Genomic DNA, 22,366 nt, shown 5'->3' with positions numbered 1-22,366 from the left:
AAATTTATGAAAACACTAAATAACACTTATATTATAAAATCACTTCTTTTAGTTTTAGGTTTGACTCTAATGTTTTGTGCTAAACCTAAGGATTTTTCAGAACAAAAAGATGATTTTAAACTCGTATATACAGAACCAGCTGAAAAATGGACAGATGCCTTGCCCATTGGTAATGGAAGTTTAGGGGCTATGGTTTTTGGAGGGGTTGCTCAAGAGCATATTCAATTTAATGAGGAAACACTTTGGCGTGGTCAACCACACGATTATGCTCATGAAGGTGCCGGTGAATATTTAGCAGAGATAAGACAATTATTAACTGAAGGTAAGAGTAGAGAGGCACATAAGTTGGCTCAGGAAGAATTTATGAGCGAACCTCTAAAACAGGTACATTATCAACCTTTTGGAGATATTTATATTGATTTTAAAAATCATGAAAACTACACAAATTATAAGCGTGAATTAAACTTGAACGATGCTATTAGTTCGGTTTCTTATACCGTGGATGATGCTAATTATACACGAGAAATTTTATCCAGTTTTCCTGATCAAATTATTGCAATAAATTTAACAGTTAGCAAAGAAAAAGCACTTAATTTTGATGTATGGTTAGATGCCATTCACGATGATAAATCCGTTGTTACATCAAATGATTCGCAAACACTTGTTGTTAAAGTAAAAGGTGGAGTATTAAGAGGTGTTTCAACTTTAAAAATAAAAACTGACGGAAGCGTTACATCTGCAAATGGCACATTACAAATTACTAATGCATCAAAAGCCACGATGTTTTTATCAGCTGCAACAAATTATATTGATTTCAGCGATGTTTCGGGGAACCCGGAGACAATAGTTCCAGAAACGTTATCTAAAGTTGAAAATACAAATTACAAAAAAATCAAACTTAATCATATTCAGGATTACCAAGCTTTATATAACCGCTTTGAAATTAGTTTTGGAGATAATGGAAAATCTAATAATCCAACAAACCAAAGAATTTTAGATTTTAGTAAAACACCAGACGATCCACATTTAGTAGCTCTATATGTTGAGTATGCACGTTATTTAACCATATCAAGTAGTCGTCCTGGTACTAAACCAGCAACCTTGCAAGGTATTTGGAATGATAAATTAACGCCGCCTTGGTTCAGTAGTTATACCACGAATATTAATTTAGAAATGAATTATTGGCCGGTTGAAATGTATAATTTAAGTGAATGCCACGAACCTTTATTTGATTTAATAGAAGATCTTTCAATTACTGGAGCCAAAGTAGCCAAAGAGCATTATAATGCTGACGGATGGATTGTACATCACAACATTGATATTTGGAGAGGTGCCGCCCCTGTAAACGCTTCGCACCATGGTATTTGGTTAGGGGGTGCCGCTTGGTTATCTACTCATATTTGGGAACATTATTTGTATACTCAAGATAAAGCCTTTTTAGAGAAAAGATATCCGCTGATGCGAAATGCGGCGGTATTTTATAGTCAGTTTTTATATGAAGATCCTAATACAGGATATTTGATAAGTTCTCCTTCAAATTCCCCAGAAATAGGAGGTTTAGTTGCTGGTCCAACAATGGATCATCAATTAATTAGAGCATTATTTAGAAGCACTATAGAAGCTTCAAAAATTTTAGGTGCTGATCAAGAATTTACATCTAGTTTACAACCTATGATTTCTAAAATTGCACCCAATAAAATAGGCAAACATGGACAATTGCAAGAATGGATGGAAGATAAAGATGATCCTGAAAATCATCACAGGCATGTTTCTCATCTTTGGGCTGTTCACCCAGGAAATGAAATAAATTATGAGGATACTCCAGACTTAATGAAAGCGGCAAAACAATCATTAGAGTATAGAGGTGATAATGGCACAGGTTGGAGTTTAGCTTGGAAAATTAATTTTTGGTCGCGATTTAAAGATGGCAATCATGCTTATAAGTTATTGCATAAATTATTGAGTCCTGCTGAAAAACCAGATGGTAAGGTTGGTGGTGGTTCATATCCAAATCTTTTCGATGCACATCCACCATTTCAGATTGATGGAAATTTTGGGGGTGCTTCGGGTATTTTAGAAATGATTTTACAAAGTCATTTGGGTAAAATAGAATTATTGCCAGCTTTACCCGATGCGTTGCCAAGGGGATATGTTTCAGGAATTGTTGCAAGAGGTGGTTTTGAGTTAAATTTTAGTTGGGAGAATTCAGAATTAAAGGATGTTGAAATTTTATCTAAACAAGGTGGGAAATGCACACTAAGTTATAGAGATAAGCACATAGAGTTTAATACATCAAAAGGAAAAACCTATAAATTTGATGGTAATTTAAATTCAAAACCATAAAACATGAAAAAATTATTTATAATATCAATACTTTCTATTTTTAGTTGGAATGTTTCTGTTAAAGCACAAAGCAAAACATCACAGCCAAATATCATAATTATTTTCACTGATGATCAAGGCTATCAAGATATTGGTGTATTTGGTTCCCCATTGATTAAAACTCCAAACTTAGATAAAATGGCTGCTGATGGTATAAAGTTTACTGATTTTTATTCAGCATCTTCTATTTGTTCACCTTCAAGAGCTGCCTTGTTAACAGGAGCATACCCACAACGAATAGGCGTACCAGAAGTATTATGGCCAAATATTGCAGGTGGTTTATCGAGCGAAGAAACAACCATAGCAGATATGCTTAAAACTAAAAATTATGCAACAGCTTGTATTGGTAAATGGCATCTTGGCGACGAGGCACAATATTTACCTACAAATCAAGGGTTCGATTTTTATTATGGCATACCGTTTAGTAACGATATGTCTGTTAACCCAAAGTCAAAAGTGAATAAAAAGATTGTTTTTAGAGAAGGAATGACCATAGATAGTTTACGTCAAAAAAAATGGAGAAAAAGTAGAGTGCCATTATTTCAACAAGATGAAATTGTAGAATATCCGGTAGATCAAAGTACACTTTCTAAACGCTATACACAGCAAGCGGTAAATTTTATATCAGATCATAAAGAAGAACCTTTCTTTTTATACTTAGCACACTCGATGCCTCATGTACCGCTTTTTGCTTCTGAAAATTTTAAAGGGAAAAGTGCGCGAGGATTGTATGGTGATGTTATTGAAGAAATAGATTGGGGAGTTGGTGAAATTTTAAAAACGTTAGAAAATTTAAATATTGATAAAAACACGCTCGTTATTTTTACTTCAGATAATGGACCTTGGACTTCAAAAGGCGATAAAGGCGGTAGTGCTTTACCTTTAAGAGGTGGTAAATTTTTAACCTATGAAGGCGGAATGCGTGTGCCAATGATTGCAAAGTGGTCTGGTAAAATAAAGGAAGGAACCGTTACACACGAAGTAGCTTCAACAATAGACTTTTTGCCAACAATTGCACATTTAACGGATGCCAATTTACCAGAAAAAGAAATAGACGGAAAAAATATCTGGAAATTATTATCTGGAAAAAAAAGTAAATCGCCGCATAAAAAAGAAGGATTTTATTATTACAAAGAATCAACTTTAGAAGCGGTTCGTCAAGGCGATTGGAAGCTGAGAATTACAAAAAAGGAAGGTGTTGAGTTATTCAATTTAGAGGAAGATGTTTCTGAAAAAAATAATGTAGCATCACAACATCCAAAAACCGTTAAAAAATTACGAAAAATGATGGAAGAATTTGATGCAGAATTACAGAAAAATAAAAGAAACCAAGAACATTTATTAAAAAAATAATGTCCATAAAATCAGTTTTACAAATAACCTTAATTAGTATCGTTTTCTTTTCCTGTAATGAAAAAGAAGAGAAAAAGAGTATTACACATACAACAAAACCCAACATCATATACATTCTTGCTGATGATTTAGGTATTGGCGATGTATCTATTTACAACGAAAACTCTAAAATTGAAACACCAAATATCGATGCATTGGCAACTAATGGCGTAATGTACACCGATGCACACACAAGTTCTGCAGTTTGTACCCCAACACGTTATAGCATTTTAACAGGGCGATATAACTGGCGTACCTCGTTAAAACAAGGTGTGGTTAGTGGTTATTCAAAATCATTAATAAAGCCAAACCGAACTACTATTGCCGATGTTTTAAAAGACAACGGTTACAACACTGCTTTTATAGGTAAATGGCACATGGGCTGGGACTGGGATATTACAAAACCAGATTCTTTAGGTCTGGATATAGATAATTTAAAAGCAAGACCAGAGGTAGATTTTACAACACCTATTAAAAATGGTCCAAATACACATGGTTTTGATTATAGCTACGGATTTTGTGGTTCTTTAGACATGCCACCATACGTTTGGGTAGAAAACGATATGCCAACCAGCGTACCAACAAAATATACCAAAGGTAAAACCAAACAAGGTACTTGGCGTTATGGTTTAACTGCCGATAATTTTGAGCACGAACAGGCATTGCCAGAAATCACAAAACGTACCGTAAGTTATATTAACGATAATGCAAAAAAAGACGATCCGTTTTTTGTATATATGCCACTGCCTGCACCACACACGCCAATTTTACCAACCGATGCTTTTAAAGGTAAAAGTGGTTTAGAAAATCCGTATGCCGATTTTGTTATTATGGTCGATTGGGTTGTTGGAGAAGTTACAAAAGCTTTAGAAGCTAACGGCATTTCAGAAAACACATTAATTGTTTTTACTAGCGATAATGGATGTTCACCAACAGCAAATTTCAAACAATTAAAATCTAAAGATCACAATCCAAGTTACGTTTACAGAGGTACAAAATCTGATATTTTTGAAGGCGGACACCGTGTGCCATACATCATGACATGGAAAAATAACATTCAGCCAACAAAAACAGAACAATTGGTTTGTACTACAGACTTTTTTGCAACCGTTGCCGATGTGTTGAATATTGATTTAGAAGATAATGTAGCAGAAGACAGCTTCAGCCATTTAACAAATTCTGAAGCTCCAAAACGCGAAAGCATCATTCATCATTCTGTTCGAGGTGAGTTTGCCTATCGTAAAGGCGATTACAAAGTTAATTTCTGTAAAGGTTCTGGCGGATGGAGTTATCCAAATATCAACACTAAAAAAGCAATTTACGATACACTTCCAATGGTTCAATTGTATAATGTTAAAACCGATGCTGCCGAAACCAAAAATTTACAAGCAGAACATCCTGAAATTGTAAAGGAATTTAAAGCCGATTTATTAAAAATTATAAATGATGGCAGAAGTACTGTTGGTGCAAAACAAGAAAACGATGGTACAAGCGATTGGCCACAATTAGAAAAACTAAAGAATACAAAATTATAGTTAACAAAAAGATGAAATATAAATTAAACATAAAACAGGTATTTACGTGTTTGCTTTTAGGAGGAATTATTACAATTTCTTTATCGTTTACAGATAAAAAAGATCCGCCTTATAAGAACCCTAAACTTCCTGTTGAAGAGCGTGTGCAAGATTTGTTAAGCCGAATGACTTTAGAAGAAAAGTTCTGGCAAATGTTTATGATTCCTGGCGATTTAAGCATTGGTAAAGACAAATTGAAACACGGTATTTTTGGTTTTCAAATTTCATCAAAAGGAAAAAACGATAATGCCGCAGAGCAAATTATGGATTACGGTTCTACCGGAAGTGCTCAAGATATGGCAAACGAAATTAACAAGCTTCAAAAGTACTTTTTAGAAGAAACGCGTTTAGGTATTCCTATCATTCCGTTTAACGAAGCTTTACATGGTTTAGCGCGCGATGGTGCTACGGTGTACCCACAAGCTATTGGTTTAGCAGCTACTTGGGATACTAATTTAGTTGGAGATGTTGCAAAGGCAATAACTAAAGAAACTAAAACACGTGGTATTCGTCAAATTTTATCCCCAGTTTTAAATATTGCGCGCGATGTACGTTGGGGACGTGTAGAGGAAACTTACGGCGAAGACCCATATTTAACAACACAAATGGGGGTGTCTTTTATTAGTGAGTTTGAAAATGAAGGCGTTATAACTACACCAAAACACTTTGTTGCAAATGTTGGTGCTGGTGGTCGTGATAGTTACCCAATTAGTTTTAACGAACGTTTATTAGAAGAAATTTATTTTCCAGCTTTTAAAGCCGTTTTTCAAAAAGCAGGCGCACGTTCGGTAATGACGGCTTATAATTCTTTAGACGGAACACCTTGTACATCAAACGCTTGGTTGTTAAGAGATAAATTAAAAGGCGAATGGGGATTTGATGGATTTGTAATTTCAGATGCTGGTGCAACTGGTGGCGCCAATGTATTACATTTTACTGCAGCAAATTATGCTGAAGCTACAGAAGATGCGGTTGAAGGTGGACTAGATGTGATGTTTCAAACCAACTATAATCATTTTCCATTATTCTGGGAAGCTTACGAAAAAGGAATGGTTGATATTAAAGCTATTGATGAAGCGGTTAGCCGTATTTTAAAAATAAAATTTGAATTAGGTTTATTTGAAGATCCTTATGTTGATGCTAAAGAAGCCGATAAATGGAACGGACATAAAACACACCGTGAGTTAGCTAGAAAAGCAGCGTCAAAATCTATGGTGTTGCTTCAAAATAATAATGCAGTTTTACCTGTAAGCAAATCAAATAAAAAAGTAGCCTTAATTGGTCACGATGCTAAAACAGTACGTTTAGGTGGTTATAGCGGACCTGGTAACGATAAAGTTTCATTTTACAATGGTGTAGCTGCTAAAATTGGAGAAGCTAATATTAGTTATGCCGAAGGCGTTTCACTTAAAGAAGAAAATTACACCGTTATTGCACCAAAATATTTATCGTCAACTAAAGAAGGTAAAGAGGTTGAAGGTTTAAAAGGCGATTATTTCGATAATATTACATTAAGCGGTTCGCCAAAAGTGGAGCGCGTAGATAAGAAAATTGGTTTTGGTTGGACCTTATTTTCACCTCATAAAGATTTACCTTACGATTGGTATTCTGTGCGTTGGACAGGAAAAGTTAAAGCACCTAAAACAGGAATTTCAAAAATTGGTATTGAAGGTAATGATGGTTACCGTTTGTATTTAGATGGTAAATTGTTAATTGATAATTGGCAAAAGCAATCGTATAATACCATTTTAAAAGAATTTTATTTTGTTGAAGGAAAAGAATACGATGTAAAAATTGAATTTTACGAATCTGCAGGAAATGCAAAATTCAAATTTATTTGGGATGCCGATGTAACCCAAGAGTGGGAACAGCAAATTAAAGATGCTGTATCAGCTGCAGAAAAAAGTGATGTTGCGGTTGTATTCGCTGGTATTCACGAAGGTGAATTTAGAGACCGTGCTTTATTGGCTTTACCAGGGCATCAAGAAGCATTAATAAAAGCCGTTGCTGCAACAGGTAAACCAACCGTTGTTGTGTTAGTTGGTGGTAGTGCGATTACTATGGCCAATTGGAAAAACGATGTAGATGGTATTATCATGGCTTGGTATGCTGGTGAAAACGGAGGTAATGGTTTTGCTGATATTTTATTTGGTGATGAAAATCCTGCGGGACGTTTACCAATTACATTTCCGGTAGATGAAGCACAATGTCCGTTATACTACAATAACAAACCAACAGGTCGTGGCGATAACTACCATAATTTAACAGGACAACCTTTATTTCCATTTGGTTACGGTTTAAGTTATACCTCGTTTGAGTATTCAAATATTGAATTCAGTAAAAATAATATAGCGCCAAACGAATCAATAGAAGTAACTTGTACCATCACCAATTCAGGTAAATTAGATGGCGAAGAAGTGGTGCAACTTTACATTCGTGATGAGTTGTCATCTGTTGCGCAACCTATTAAATCACTTAAAGGATTTCAACGTATTGCCCTAAAAGCAGGGGAATCTAAAACCGTTACTTTTACTTTAGATAGTGAAGCTTTATCTATGTTAGATATTAATTTAAAGCGTGTTGTTGAACCTGGAGATTTTAGAATCATGATTGGTGCATCATCAAAAGATATCCGTTTAAGAAAAATTTTAACCGTAAAATAACCAACATCAAAATGAAACATATACAAGGATTAATTTTAGTTGCATTAGTGGCTTTTTCATCGTGTAAACAAGAAGAAAAAGGACTTGATGTATCTTGGAAAAGTAGTACAGAAAACAGCGTTTGGACTGATAAAACTTATCAACCACAACCTGTTGAAGTAATTCCAGAAGCAACTATAGTTGTAAATACAACAAACCAACAACAAACTATTGATGGTTTTGGTGGCTGTTTTAACGAGTTAGGTTGGGAAGCTTTAGCCATGGTTACACCCGAAGAAAAACAACAAATTTTAAACGATTTATTTAGTCAAGAAACAGGCTGTAAATTTACATTGTGTAGAATGCCAATTGGTGCTAACGATTATGCTGTAGATTGGTATAGTCACAACGAAACCGAAGGCGATTTTGCAATGGAAAATTTTTCTATAGATCGCGATAAAAAACGACTAATTCCTTACATAAAAGAAGCACAAAAAATTAATCCAAATGTAGCTGTTTGGGCATCGCCTTGGTGTCCGCCGTCATGGATGAAACACAGTAAACATTATGCTTGTAAAGCTAATCCAGAATTTAACGATTTACCAGAAGCGTGGAGTAATACAGAAGAATTAGTTTCACGTTTTATTACAGAACCAGAGTATTTTGAGGCTTACGCCTTATACTTTGCAAAGTTTGTTCAAGCTTACAAAGAAGCAGGTATAGATATTAGCGCTGTTCACGTACAAAACGAATATAATTCAGCACAAAACTTTCCATCTTGTGTTTGGAAACCAGAAGATTTAGGAATTCTTATTTCAGATTATTTAGGACCAAAATTTGAAGCTGAAAATATTGATGCCGAAATTTGGTTAGGAACGGTAGAGCGTCCGCAATTAGAGCGTGTAACAGATGTTGTTGAGTATGGTGACGCCAAAAAATATGTTGATGGTATTGGTTTTCAATGGGCTGGTAAAGGTGCTATTGAAGGGGTTCATGCTACATATCCAGACATGCGTTTAATGCAAACTGAAACTGAATGTGGCGATGGCTCTAACGATTGGAAGGCTGCCGAATACACATTTAATTTAATGAAGCATTATTTTGAAAACGGTGCAAATTCATACATGTATTGGAACATGGTTTTAGATGAAACTGGAAAAAGTCAATGGGGTTGGAAACAAAATTCTATGATTTCTATTGATAGTAAAACAAAAGCCATTACCTACAACCCAGAGTTTTATTTAATGAAGCATTTAAGTGCTTTTGTTATGCCTGGTTCAGTAAAAATTGATACGGCTGGAGACGATGAAAACGCCGTAGTTTTTTATAACGAAGCAGAAAATAATGTAGTGATTTTAGCGTATAACGACGCTAGCGAAAATAAAACCGTTCAATTTAATATAAACGATAAAGAAGTTAAAGCAAGTTTAGATGCCAAGTCATTTAACACCTTAACTGTAAACTTATAAAACATGGATAGAAGAAGTTTTGTAAAATATTTAGGAGCTACAGGAATTTGTATTAGTGCTTCATCGTGTGCCTCTTTAAATTTATTTGGAGATACATATGATGAAGAAGTAGCACGCGAAGCTTGGAAAAACTTAGCAAATAAAGAAGCTGCTTTTGCTTATGTAAGCCCTAATAAAAAATTACCAAACGTATTTATTTATGGCGATTCTATTTCTATTGGGTATACAACTACGGTTAGAAAAGAGTTAGAAGGTAAAGCCAATGTGTTTCGATTTCATAAAAACGGACAGTCAAGTAATAAGTTTATTCCTTTTGTTGAAAAAATGAAAACGACTATGTTTCAACCTTATTTAAAAGGCGGTTGGGATTTTACTTGGGATGTTATTCATTTCAATGTTGGCTTACACGATTTAAAGTATGTTAAAAACGGTAAGCTCGATTTAGAAAACGGCAAGCAAGTAAATAGCATTGAAAAGTACAAAGAAAACTTGCATGAAATCTGTAAGTATTTAAAGAAGGAATACCCTAAAGCAAAACTAATTTTTGCAACTACAACTGCAGTGCCAGAAGAAGGTGCCGATGGTAGAGTTGCAGGCGATAGTGTTAAATATAATAAAGCTGCATTAGAGGTTTTAGCAAATTATCCTGAAATACAAATTAACGATTTGTATGCCTTTACAAAACCACACGAAAAGGAGTGGTATATAAAACCGCATAATGTACATTATAATGAGCTTGGTAAAACCGCTCAAGGTAAAGAAGTGGCTAAAATAATAGCCCAAAACTTATAGTTTATGAAAAGAATATTAATTTTTATAACCATTATTTTGCTTTCTGTAACAGGAAAAGCACAAGAAAACACATTCATTCCGCAACCAGAATCTGTGGTGTTTAAAGAAGGTGTGTTTAATTTATCGAATACCACTAAAATTTACATGCCAAAGCAGGTAGAATCAAGCTTTAAACCTTACGTTTTAGAAAAATTAAAGTTTGAAACAGGTTTAGATTTTGTTGTTGAAACAGGAAAGGTTAAAGCGAAATCGAATTACATTGAATTTCAAAAAACAAAAGATAAATCGGTAAAAGAAGAAGGTTATATTTTAGACGTTTCAGATTCAAAAATTATAGTTAAGGCAAAAGGTTTTTCTGGTTTTTTTAATGGATTTCAAACTTTACGACAATTAGTTCCTATCGAAAAAACATTAGAAATTAAGCTTCCAAATGTAACAATTACAGATAATCCAAGATTTGGTTGGCGTGGAGTTTTAATGGATGTGTCGCGTCATTTCCATTCTAAAGAATTTGTAATGAAGCAGATTGATTTATTGTCGTCTTATAAAATAAATGTATTCCATATGCATTTAACCGACGATCAAGGTTGGAGAGTAGAAATTAAAAAATATTCTAAGTTAACAGAAAAAGGTGCTTGGAGAGCCGAGAGAGACGATCATTGGTGGAGTAGAAAACCGGCCACCGCCAATGAGCCTAAAACGGTTGGTGGTTTTTATACCCAAGACGATTTAAAAGAAATTATTGCATTTGCTAAAACCAGAAATGTAGAAATTATTCCCGAAATAGATGTTCCAGGGCATAGTAAAGCTTTGGTAGCTTCGTACCCAGAATTATTTTGTTCGGATATTGATACTACTGGCGTAAATTTTGAAGTTGCCGTTGGTGGCAAAGCACCTAACAATACGGTTTGTCCAGCAAGTGAATTTACCTATGAATTTTTAGAAGGTGTTATTGAAGAAATAGCCGATTTATTTCCATCAAAATATCTACATATTGGTGGCGATGAGTGTAGCAAAAAAGATTGGAAAAAAAGCGCGATGTGTGCTGCACTTATGGAAGAAAATGGTTTAAAAGATTACGAAGAATTACAGAGTTACTTTATTCAACGCATTCATAAAATTGTAGAAAAACAAAATAAAACCATGATTGGTTGGGATGAAGTGTTGAGTGGTAATGGTGTTCCTGGAGCAACCATTATGGCATGGCGTAGAGGTAAATATAACCCAGAAGTACAAGCGCCAAGAGAAGGTTACCCAACTATTATGACTTCTTATTTACATTCCTACATAAGCCGAGTTCAAGGGCCAACTTTTATGGAGCCAGAAGGTCCTAATTCTGTGTTACCTTTATCTGTAGTGTACAATCACGAACCTGTTCCTGCAGAATTAACCCAAGAAGAAGCGGCTAGAGTGTTAGGAAACCAAGCCAGTTTATGGGGAGAATTTACACCAACAGGAGAACATTTTGAGTATATGTTGTATCCAAGAACTTTAGCAAGTGCAGAAGTATCTTGGAGTAAACCAGAAGTGAAAAACTGGGAGCGTTTTCAAAAGGCATTGGAGTTTAAACACTTTAATAGATTAAAAAAAGAAGGTGTAAACGTTGCTAAAAGTTTGTTTACAGTGTATCCGGTTTTCGGTATCGATCAACTGCATAATAAAGCTATTGTGTATTTAGAAACCGAAGCAGTTGGTTACGACATATATTATACACTAGATGGTAGCGACCCAACAATTGAAGCAACTAAGTATACCGAGAATTTTAAAGCAGTACCAAAGTCTTTATTAAAAGCAGGATTATTCAATAAAAAAGGTGAACTGTTGGGAGAAATAACAGAGATAAGATTAAAATAATATGAAACTAAATAAAATACTTTTTGTAGCGCTATTCATTTCAAGTCTAGTATCGGCACAACAAAAACCTAATATTGTTTACATTATTTGTGATGATTTAGGCTATGGAGATGTTCAGGTTTTAAATCCAGAAAAGGGTAAGATTTTAACTCCAAACATAGATGTTTTTGCTAAAGAAGCCATGACATTTACAGATGCGCATTCTGCTTCGGCGGTTTGTACACCATCTCGATATGCAATTTTAACGGGGCGTTATTCTTGGCGTTCAAGGTTGCAACAAGGTGTTTTGGCAAGTGGCGATGAACTTGAACCTTTGATAGCTAAAGATTTAATGACAGTACCAAAACTATTAAAAACTGCAGGTTATAAAACCACAGCTATTGGGAAATGGCATTTAGGATTCAAGTTTGTAGATGATAATGGAAATCCAGTACAGGTTTACGAGGGAAAAAAAGTAATTGGTCCTGCAATAGGCTCTACTGTACCTAATGGTCCAATTTCAAGAGGTTTTGATTCTTACATTGGGTTTCATCATTCTAGAGTTATGGAAACAGTAATTAAAGATGATAAGGTAATCGATAAAATGGAGCCGATTAAAATGCTTCAGTTTTTAGGCGATCATGCTACTGAATATATTGCTAAAGAAGCTAAAGCCGGTGAGCCATTTTTTATGTATTTGGCTTTAAATTCTCCGCATAGTCCGGTTGTACCATCTAAGGATTGGCAAGGTAAAAGCGGTATGGGTGCATATGCAGATTTTGTTATGGAAACCGATTTTGTGGTTGGCCGTGTGTTAAAAGCCCTAAAAGAAAATGGTATTGAAGATAATACACTTGTCTATTTTACCAGTGATAATGGGTGTTCTGCTCCAGTTGCTAAAGCAGGAAAATTAGAAAAAGAATTTGGGCATTATCCAAGCGCAAATTTTAGAGGGTATAAATCTGATATTTGGGAAGGTGGCCACCGCATTCCGTTTATTGTAAAATGGCCAGGTGTTATTGAAGCGGATTCAGAAAACGATAAACTAATTTGCCAAACCAGTTTAATGGCGACTTGTGCGGATATCGTTGATTTAAATTTAGACGATAAAAGTGGTGTAGATTCATATAGTATCTTATCATTATTAAAGAACAAAAAAGCCAAATCCGATTATAATGTAGTGGTGCATCATTCTATTAACGGAAAATTTTCTATCCGTAATAAAAAATGGAAATTAGAATTAACTCCAGGTTCTGGTGGATGGTCTGCACCAACAGATAATAAAGCTATTAAAGAAAATTATCCAGATATTCAACTCTATAATATGAAAAAAGATGTTGAAGAAACTACAAATGTTTATGATAAATATCCACAAGTGGTTGAAAAATTAACATCACAACTCATTGATATTGTAGAAAACGGAAGAACAACTTCGGGGGAATTACAGGAAAATGACGTTACAGTAGATATTTTTAAAAAAGGAGTCACTAAAAAAGCGTCTGTACATTAAAGGCATAAAAGAATACAATGTATCTATGAGAATTAACACAACAAAAACACCAGCTTACTTCGCTATTATTTTAAGTGGATTAATTGCAGTGTCGTGTTCAACTTCAAAAACAAAAATTGAAGATGCAACACCTGAAATAGCAGATGTAAAACAAGCAGTAGATTATATAGATCCTATAATAGGAGCGATTACCTATGGTGAAAAATCTAAAGATGCTCATGGTTTTGGAAAAACCTTTCCAGGCTCGGCAACGCCTTTTGGCTTGGTGCAATTAAGTCCAGATACAGTGTCTGATGGCGATAATGGACCTGGTTATTCTTATGCACATACCACTATTGAAGGGTTTAGTTTTACGCACATGAGTGGTATTGGTTGGTTTGGAGATTTAGGTAACTTTCTAGTTACGCCAACAGTAGGAAAATTACAAACGAATAGAGGTGTTGAAAAAGATCCGGAAAGTGGTTACCGTTCACGTTATTCGCACGATACCGAAGTTACAGAAGCCGGATATTACGCTGTTACATTAGATGATTATAAAGTTAAAACCGAATTAACTTCTGCACCTAGAGCAGGAATAATTCGTTTTACCTATCCAGAAAGCGATAGTTCTCGTGTGCAAATAGATTTGGCGCGTAGAGTAGGCGGAACATCAACAGAACAATACATAAAAATTGTAAATGAAAACACCATTCAAGGTTGGATGAAATGTCCACCAGAAGGTGGAGGTTGGGGTGCTGGTGCCGGAAACGCCGATTATGTTGTGTATTTTTATTGTCAGTTTAGCAAGCCTTTAAAAGATTATGGTATTTGGAGTGCAGATTTACCAGATGTAAAGCGTAAAATGCGTTGGATACGTAAAGATAATTATCAAGATGCCATTAAAAACGCTAAAATTTATACCGATAAAACTGAATTACAAGGGGAACATTTAGGCTTTTACACCAATTTTAATACCAAAGCAGGCGAAGAAGTTTTAGTAAAAAGCGGTATTTCCTTTGTAAGTATTGCAGGTGCTAAAGAAAACTTAGAACATGATATTAACCATTGGGATTTTGATAAAACCAGGCAAGAAGCACGTGATAGTTGGAGTGAAGCTATAAAACGCATAAAAGTTTCGGGAGCTACGGATACTGAAAAAACTATTTTTTATACAGCTATGTATCATACTATGATAGACCCTAGAGCATTTTCTGATGTTAATGGAAATTATATGGGGGCTGATAAGAAAGTTCACCAAACAAAGGGGTTTACATATCGTACTATTTTTAGTGGTTGGGATGTCTTCCGCTCTCAATTTCCATTACAAACCATTATTAACCCAGCATTAGTTGATGATGAAATTAACTCTTTATTACAGATGGCAGAATTTAGTGGTAAAGAATATTTACCACGATGGGAAATGCTTAATTCATATTCAGGGGTTATGTTAGGTAATCCTGCGGTTTCTGTTATTAATGATGCTTATCAAAAAGGGATTCGTAATTATGATATAGAAAAAGCGTTTACGTATTCCAAAAATACAGTGGACAATACTGGAAATGGTACGTTAGGATATTCCCATAAACATATTTCTAAAACGTTGGAATATGCCTATTCAGATTGGGCTTTAGCTACAATGGCTAAATCTTTAGGGAAAGATGCTATTGCAGACGAATATTTCAAAAAAAGTAAAAATTATAAAAATATTTGGAATGATGAAGTAAATTGGTTTCGGGCTAAAGATAGTACAGGAACTTGGTTAGAGTGGAAAGGAAAAACGGTACATGGTCAAGGTTGTATAGAAAGTAATCCGTACCAACAAGGTTGGTTTGTACCACATGATATTGAAGGATTAAAAGAACTTATGGGAGGAGAAACTGCTTTTAAAAATGAATTGATTTCTTTTTTTGAAAATACACCCGAAGATTTTCTTTGGAATAATTATTACAATCATCCTAACGAGCCTGTTCACCACGTTCCTTTTATGCTAAATGAAGCAGGTGTACCACATTTAACTCAGAAGTATACACGAAAAATTTGTAACAATGCCTATGGTACTGATGCTTACGGATTGTGTGGTAATGAAGATGTTGGACAAATGTCGGCTTGGTATGTTTTGGCATCAATAGGGCTACATCCAATAAACCCAGGCGATAATAAATATCAAATAACAAGCCCTGTTTTTAACGATATAGAAATAGAATTGGATACTGAGTATTATTCAGGAAAAACCTTCAAAATTATAGCTCATAATAATTCAGAAGAAAACATTTATATACAATCCATGGAATTAAATGGAAAACCATTAAATCGCTTTTGGATATCACATGAAGAAATAACCTCAGGTGGTATTTTAGAAATGGAAATGGGGCCAGAACCGGTAATTAAATAAAAGATAAAAACAAATCAATATGAAAAAGATAGTTATTACATGCATTTTAGGATTTATGGCGTACACGATTAGTGCGCAAAAACATTATGATTACCCAATGCCAGATTACACACCAACTCAAGGTAATTTGGAAGCAAGAGCAGAATTTCAAGACATGAAATTTGGAATGTTCATTCATTGGGGAGTTTATAGCATTTTAGCAGATGGAGAATGGGTTATGCTACTTAAAAAAATTAAAGGAGACAATTATGCTCGTTTAGCAGATTTTTTTAACCCTCAAGATTTTAATGCAGATGAATGGGTAAAAATAGCAAAAGATGCAGGGATGAAATATATCACTATTACATCGCGTCATCATGATAGTTTTAGCATGTTTGATACTGATGCCAGTGATTTTAATATTGTTGACGCTACACCTTATGGAAAAGATCCTTTAAAAGAATTAGCTGAAGCCTGTAAAAAAGAGGGCATTAAATTAAATTTTTATTACTCATTGCTTGATTGGAAACGTGATGATTATAAAGATGGTAAAAAAGGTGATGCAGAAGCTTGGAATAAGTATGTAGACTTTATGAAAGCACAACTTACCGAATTGCTAACTAACTATGGTGAGATAGGTATGATTTGGTTTGATGGCCATTGGGATCAAAAAGAAGCGGACTGGCAATATGATGAAATTTATCCTTTAATTCATAAGTTGAGTCCAAATACATTAATTGCAAATAATCACCATATACAGCCTATTGCAGGAGAAGATATTCAAACTTTTGAACGTGATTTACCAGGAGAAAATCATGGTGGCTATAGTGAGGGAGTTGAAGTAAGTCAATTGCCTTTAGAATCTTGTGCAACAATGGCTAGTAAGTGGGGTTATAGTATATATGATCAAAAATTTAAGTCTACAAAACAATTGATTCACTTTTTAGTAAAAGCGGCAGGTAAAAATGGCAATTTATTATTAAATGTAGGTCCGATGCCAAATGGGAAAATACAACCAGAATTTGTTATCACATTAAAAGAAATAGGTGAATGGACAGCTAAATATGGTGAAAGTATTTATGGTACTAGAGGAGATGTCATTAAAACACAAGATTGGGGAACCATTACTAAAAAAGATAAAACGTTATATGTACATATTTTAAATCCTACTTCAGAGCCTTATATTTTTATTCCTGAATTGAGAGAAAAAATAAGTTCTGCAACATTGTTTGATGGAAAAACAAAAGTTAAATTTAAGCAGATGAAAGAGGGCACATTTTTATATGTTGATACGCATGCTATGAATGATATAGATGAAATTATAAAGTTATATATAAAATAATGTAACATAATCTATCATTGAAAAGAAGAAGTTTATATTTTAATCATATCATTAAATTTACTTCCATTAAAAAATGAAAAAAATATTATTTATTTTATTTTCATTATTATATACGTTTAATTGTTTTAGTCAAATTAGTTTTGATGAAGGTTATTTTATTGATAATATAGGAGTTAAAACAAAATGTTATATAAAAAATGATAATTATTCTGACATCACAAAAAATTTAAGTTATAAATTATCTGAAAAGGGTAAAACACAAGCGGTTAATTTAAAAACCATTAAAGAGATTGTTATTTTCAATACCAATAAATTTATAAAACAAAAGGTTGATATTGGCAGACCAGATGAATTCAATTTAAATGATACAGATTATAAGTTTAAAACAGAAGAAATTTTTTTAAAAGTTTTAGTAGAAGGCACTGCTAATTTGTATTCTTATAAAGAAAAAGGCATTGAAACTTTCTTTTTTAGTTTTAATGGTTTGGAAATAAATCAATTAGTTTACAAAGTCTGGATATCAGAAAATAGTGTTCAAAGAGAAAATAATAGTTACAGAAAGCAATTATTTGATAATTTAACTTGTGGAACTATAAATTTTAACACTGCAAATAATCTCAAATATGAAAGAAAAAATTTAGTTGATTTTTTTGTGCAATTTAATAATTGCAAAGGCTCAAACATAATTGTTTATAACAGTAAAACTAAAACTTTTAATGTCAATTTACGAACTAGGTTAAATTTTACTTCATTGAATTTAGATGAACGAGAAGGTAGAATAAACCCAAGAACTCATGATTTTGGAAAAGAAACTTTATTTGGTTTTGGTATTGAGTTTGAGGCTTTGTTACCGTTTCTAAAAAACAAATGGGCCGTTTCTGTTGAGCCTACATATGATGGAGAATTCAAATCAGAAATAATATTTGATAATGATGTAAATATTGGAGAAAGTGTTTCCGTACGATATAAAGCTTTTAATATACCATTAACTTTAAGACATTATTTATATATTAATACAGATTCAAAAATTTTCTTAAATGCTTCTGTTGTTTTTGACTTTCCTATAAAATCAAATTATATAGTTTATAAGATAAATGATAATATAATAGAAAATCTTAATCCAGAAGGAAGTGCAAACTTTGCTTTTGGTGGAGGTTATAAACTTAAAAACAAGTATAGTGTTGAAGCAAGATATTATACAAACAGAAATATCATAAACCAATCTATTGATTATTCAACCAGCTATTCTATGGTTTCTGTAATTTTAGCTTATACATTGTTTTAAAAAATCGATATTTAAAGTAGTAGGGCTATGGCGTATTTTTTCAATGTTTTTTATCATACGTGTTTATGGCTTTATTGATTGCAACCAAATAGAAAATATTAGTACTTTAAAATAAGTCATAATCAATTAATTTTAAATTAAAACAATGAATGGATTCAAGAATATATTTTTTTTATTATTAGTATTTTTTGCGTTTTCTTGTAAGCCATCAGAAAAAGTAGAAAAACCTAATTTTATATTTATTTTGGTTGATGATTTAGGAAAAGAATGGTTTCCCAGTTATGGAGCTACAGAAGTGAGCACACCAAATATTGATGCTTTAGTAAGTAAAAGTATAAAGTTCAAAAATGCATACTCTATGCCTCAATGTACACCAAGTAGAGTTGCAATAATTACTGGGCAATATCCATATAATAATGGTTGGGTGAGCCATTATGATGTACCACGTTGGGGGCACGGTGTTAGCTTTGATGCTGATAAAAACCAAAGTTTTGCAAATGCCTTACAAAAAGTAGGATATAAAACGGGAATTGCAGGGAAGTGGCAAATTAACGATTTTAGAATAGAGCCCAACGCCATGCAAAAAGTAGGTTTTGATGAATTTTGCATGTGGACAGGTTATGAGTCGGGTAACGAACCAAGTGGCAAACGATACTGGGATCCATATATTTTTACTAAAGATGGAAGTAAAACATACGAAGGTAAATTTGGCCCAGATATTTTTTCAGATTTTGTGGTTGATTTTATTAATGAAAACAAAAAAAAACCGTTCTTTTTTTATTACCCTATGGTATTAACTCATACGCCTTTTGTACATACTCCTCATGCCCCCAATGTAACAACAAAGTATCAAAAGCACCAGGCTATGGTTCGTTATACCGATTTTATTATTGGAAAAATTCTAAATAGCCTTGAAGCTTCTGGATTATCAAATAATACTTATGTAGTTTTAACAACTGATAATGGTACTGTGCCATCAATTATTGGAAAAAGAAACGGTGTGTATATAAGGGGAGGAAAATCATATTTAACTGAAAACGGGATTAACGCACCATTTATAGTAAAAACTCCAGATAATAAACATTTTGTAACTGATGCTTTGATCGATTTTACAGATCTTTTTCCAACATTTTTAAATCTGGCAGGAGTTGACAATACTACTCATTTAAATCTCGATGGACACTCGTTTTCAAAGGTTTTAATCGAAAAAGCAACACAAACTCATCGAGATTATATACTTTCAATGGGAGGTTTGCCAGCACATATTAATAAAGAGGGGAGGGTGGAAAATGCCATTCAATTTAGAGATCGTGTGCTACGCAACAAACAGTATAAGGTATATGTAGATACACTTAAGCAAATACACAGGCTTTTTGACATAAAAAACGATCCTTACGAAACTGAAAATTTAATTGATGAAGTAAAATTTCAATCAGTAGTTAGCGAATTTCAAGCAAAAGTTGATGTATTACCTAATTTAGATAATAACCCTAAATACAACAAAACAGAAGGTTTACAAACTGATGTGAATTTGGAATTTTTAGATAAAGCAGCTCAAGGTGTTAAGCATAGAAAAAATAATATGATGGGATCAGCATCTGAAGAGCAATTTTTAAAATTGAGTACGGAAACAATTAAGAATAATAAATAGGGGATCTAATTTTGAGGATAAATTCATACATATTAATACTAACTTTTTTGTGTTTAACTAACATTCAATCACAGCATAAAATTTATGTTTCCACAAAAGGGAATGATGCTAATTTAGGAACTAAAACCACTCCGTTAGCAACGTTAATTGGTGCAAGAAATTCTATTAGAAAGCTTAAAAAAAATAAGACATTTCAAGAACAAGGAGTTATTGTTATTATATCAGATGGGGAATATTCTATGAAAGAGCCTTTAGTGTTATTACCTGAAGATAGTGGTACAGCTGAATACCCTATAATTTATAAAGCAGAAGAAGGCGCCACTCCTGTTTTTAGCGGTGGTAAAAAAATTACTGGTTTTTATGAAAATGAAAAAGGTTTATGGGAAACTAAAATTTCAGAATCGTTGTATTACAAATGGAAATTTGATCAACTATACGTAAATAATAAAAGGGCCGTATTGGCTAAAACACCTAATAATGGTTTTATAAAAATAGATTCAGTTTCTCAGAATATATGGAAACAAGGTTCATCGCGAATAGCAGAATATGCCCAACAAATTATTTCTTTAAAGGAAGACGGGTTTGATCTACTGTCTAAAATAAAATCAGAAGAAATAAAAAATGTACGTTTTAAAGCTTATCATAAATGGGATTATACGCTACGTCACATAAATGATATTGATGCTAATAGTAAAAAAATAGTAACTTCAGGAAGAGGGATGAAGCCTTGGAATCCATTAAAGAATGACAGGCGTTTAGTTTTAGAAAATTTTGAAGCAGCTTTAGACGCACCAGGCGAATGGTTTTTAAAGGATAATGGAACTTTACTTTATAGACCTTTAGAAGGCCAAATGATTGGAAGCACAGAAGTAATAGCACCAGCCCTTGAAAATTTAATTAGTATCATTGGTAATGAGAAAAACAATAAACCTGTTGAGTACATTACCATTCAAGGACTAAGTTTCAAAAATTGTCATTATAAAATTCCTTCAACAGGTGCAGAACCAAATCAGGCCGCAGCAAAATTAAATGCAGCCATTATGTTTGAAAACGCAAAAGACATTTCAATTATAAATTGCGAGATTTCATTAATAGGACAACACGCCATTTGGTTAGGTAAAGGATGTCATAATTCATTAATAGAACATAATTATATTCATAATATTGGTGGTGGTGGTGTTTATCTTGGTGATTTTAAACCTTTAAAAGATGATTTACACACACACCATATTACTGTGAATAATAATATTATTAAATCAGGCGGACAAGAATTTCCTCCAGCTGTTGGTATTTGGGTAGGACATAGTTCTGATAATAACATATCTCATAATGATATTGGTAACTTTTATTATTCAGGAATTTCTGTTGGCTGGGTTTGGGGGTATAAACTAAGTTTAGCTAAAAGAAATACGATTGCTTACAATCATATTCATCATATTGGTTGGGATTTATTAAGTGATATGGCTGGGATTTATACTTTAGGTGACTCTGAAGGTACCATAGTTGAAAATAACGTCATTCATCATGTTCATGCATATTCTTACGGTGGTTGGGGCATGTATGCAGATGAAGGTTCTTCAGGGATATTTTTTAAAAATAATTTAGTATATAATACCAAAACTGGTGGGTTTCAGCAAAACTATGGAAAAGGAAATACGGTTAAGAATAACATTCTTGCTTTTGCAAAAAAATACCAATTACAATGTACTGTCGCAGAGGAACATAAATCATTCTCATTTACAAATAATATCATTTTGTTTAATGAAGGTGTCGTATTAAAAGGAGCTTGGGATGAGGTTGTCGCTGATATTGAGCATAATATCTATTGGAATACAAATGGAAATGATTATGATTTTAATGGACATACATTTAAAGCTTGGCAGAATAGGGGGTTTGATAAACATAGTTTTATAATCAATCCAAATTTCAAAAACTCTTTCAAAACCGATTTTAGGTTTGAGAACCAAAAAAGTATTTCTAAAATAAATTTTGTTCCATTTGATTATTCAAAAGCAGGAGTAATAGGGGATAAAGAATGGAAGAAAAAAGCAAAATTATCAAATTTAATAATTGAAAATTTTGAGTATGCAGTCATGAATAATATGATATTAGACCCAGAGAGAGGTTAACGATAATGATAAAAA

General features: G+C 33.3%; 13 protein-coding genes. All 13 read left to right on the top strand.

Going from position 1 to position 22,366, the window contains the following annotated elements:
• Positions 1-6: 6 nt before the first annotated feature.
• The 13 genes from APS56_RS02995 (at position 7) to APS56_RS02935 (ending at position 22,351) form a co-directional block, all read left to right on the top strand.
• Positions 7-2,343, top strand: a complete 2,337-nt coding sequence (locus APS56_RS02995; RefSeq protein ID WP_054724640.1) for a glycoside hydrolase family 95 protein — start codon at positions 7-9, stop codon at positions 2,341-2,343.
• Positions 2,344-2,346: 3 nt separating this feature from the next.
• Positions 2,347-3,735, top strand: a complete 1,389-nt coding sequence (locus APS56_RS02990; protein WP_082379233.1) for a sulfatase family protein — start codon at positions 2,347-2,349, stop codon at positions 3,733-3,735.
• A complete protein-coding gene (locus APS56_RS02985) occupies positions 3,735-5,309 on the top strand; it encodes a sulfatase family protein (RefSeq protein WP_211259731.1) in 1,575 nt (524 codons plus the stop codon). The genes APS56_RS02990 and APS56_RS02985 overlap by 1 nt, the downstream gene beginning before the upstream one ends.
• 11 nt (positions 5,310-5,320) lie before the next feature.
• Entirely contained in the window at positions 5,321-8,011 is a 2,691-nt protein-coding gene (locus tag APS56_RS02980) for a glycoside hydrolase family 3 protein (RefSeq protein ID WP_054731102.1), read from the top strand.
• An 11-nt stretch (positions 8,012-8,022) separates the two neighbouring features.
• Entirely contained in the window at positions 8,023-9,459 is a 1,437-nt protein-coding gene (locus APS56_RS02975; protein WP_054724635.1) for a glycoside hydrolase family 30 protein, read from the top strand.
• Between the two features lie 3 nt (positions 9,460-9,462).
• Positions 9,463-10,251, top strand: coding sequence for an SGNH/GDSL hydrolase family protein (locus tag APS56_RS02970; RefSeq protein WP_054724634.1), 789 nt, complete (start codon positions 9,463-9,465; stop codon positions 10,249-10,251).
• Between the two features lie 3 nt (positions 10,252-10,254).
• Positions 10,255-12,105 (top strand): beta-N-acetylhexosaminidase, encoded by a 1,851-nt coding sequence (locus APS56_RS02965; protein ID WP_054724632.1) that lies wholly within the window; start codon positions 10,255-10,257, stop codon positions 12,103-12,105.
• Position 12,106: 1 nt separating this feature from the next.
• Complete coding sequence (locus APS56_RS02960; protein ID WP_054724630.1) at positions 12,107-13,594, top strand: sulfatase family protein; 1,488 nt, start codon at positions 12,107-12,109, stop codon at positions 13,592-13,594.
• A 25-nt stretch (positions 13,595-13,619) separates the two neighbouring features.
• A complete protein-coding gene (locus tag APS56_RS02955) occupies positions 13,620-15,965 on the top strand; it encodes a GH92 family glycosyl hydrolase (RefSeq protein ID WP_054724628.1) in 2,346 nt (781 codons plus the stop codon).
• Positions 15,966-15,984: 19 nt separating this feature from the next.
• Positions 15,985-17,286 (top strand): alpha-L-fucosidase, encoded by a 1,302-nt coding sequence (locus APS56_RS02950; RefSeq protein WP_054724626.1) that lies wholly within the window; start codon positions 15,985-15,987, stop codon positions 17,284-17,286.
• Between the two features lie 73 nt (positions 17,287-17,359).
• Entirely contained in the window at positions 17,360-18,571 is a 1,212-nt protein-coding gene (locus tag APS56_RS02945; protein ID WP_054724624.1) for a hypothetical protein, read from the top strand.
• A gap of 145 nt (positions 18,572-18,716) precedes the next feature.
• Entirely contained in the window at positions 18,717-20,222 is a 1,506-nt protein-coding gene (locus tag APS56_RS02940) for a sulfatase family protein (RefSeq protein ID WP_054724622.1), read from the top strand.
• Between the two features lie 47 nt (positions 20,223-20,269).
• Entirely contained in the window at positions 20,270-22,351 is a 2,082-nt protein-coding gene (locus APS56_RS02935; protein ID WP_236778455.1) for a right-handed parallel beta-helix repeat-containing protein, read from the top strand.
• Positions 22,352-22,366 lie beyond the last annotated feature (15 nt).

Source organism: Pseudalgibacter alginicilyticus (assembly GCF_001310225.1).
GTDB classification, from domain to species: Bacteria; Bacteroidota; Bacteroidia; order Flavobacteriales; family Flavobacteriaceae; genus Pseudalgibacter; species Pseudalgibacter alginicilyticus.
The sequence above is the reverse complement of the archived record's forward strand: the minus strand, read 5'-3'. Positions and strand labels throughout refer to the sequence as shown.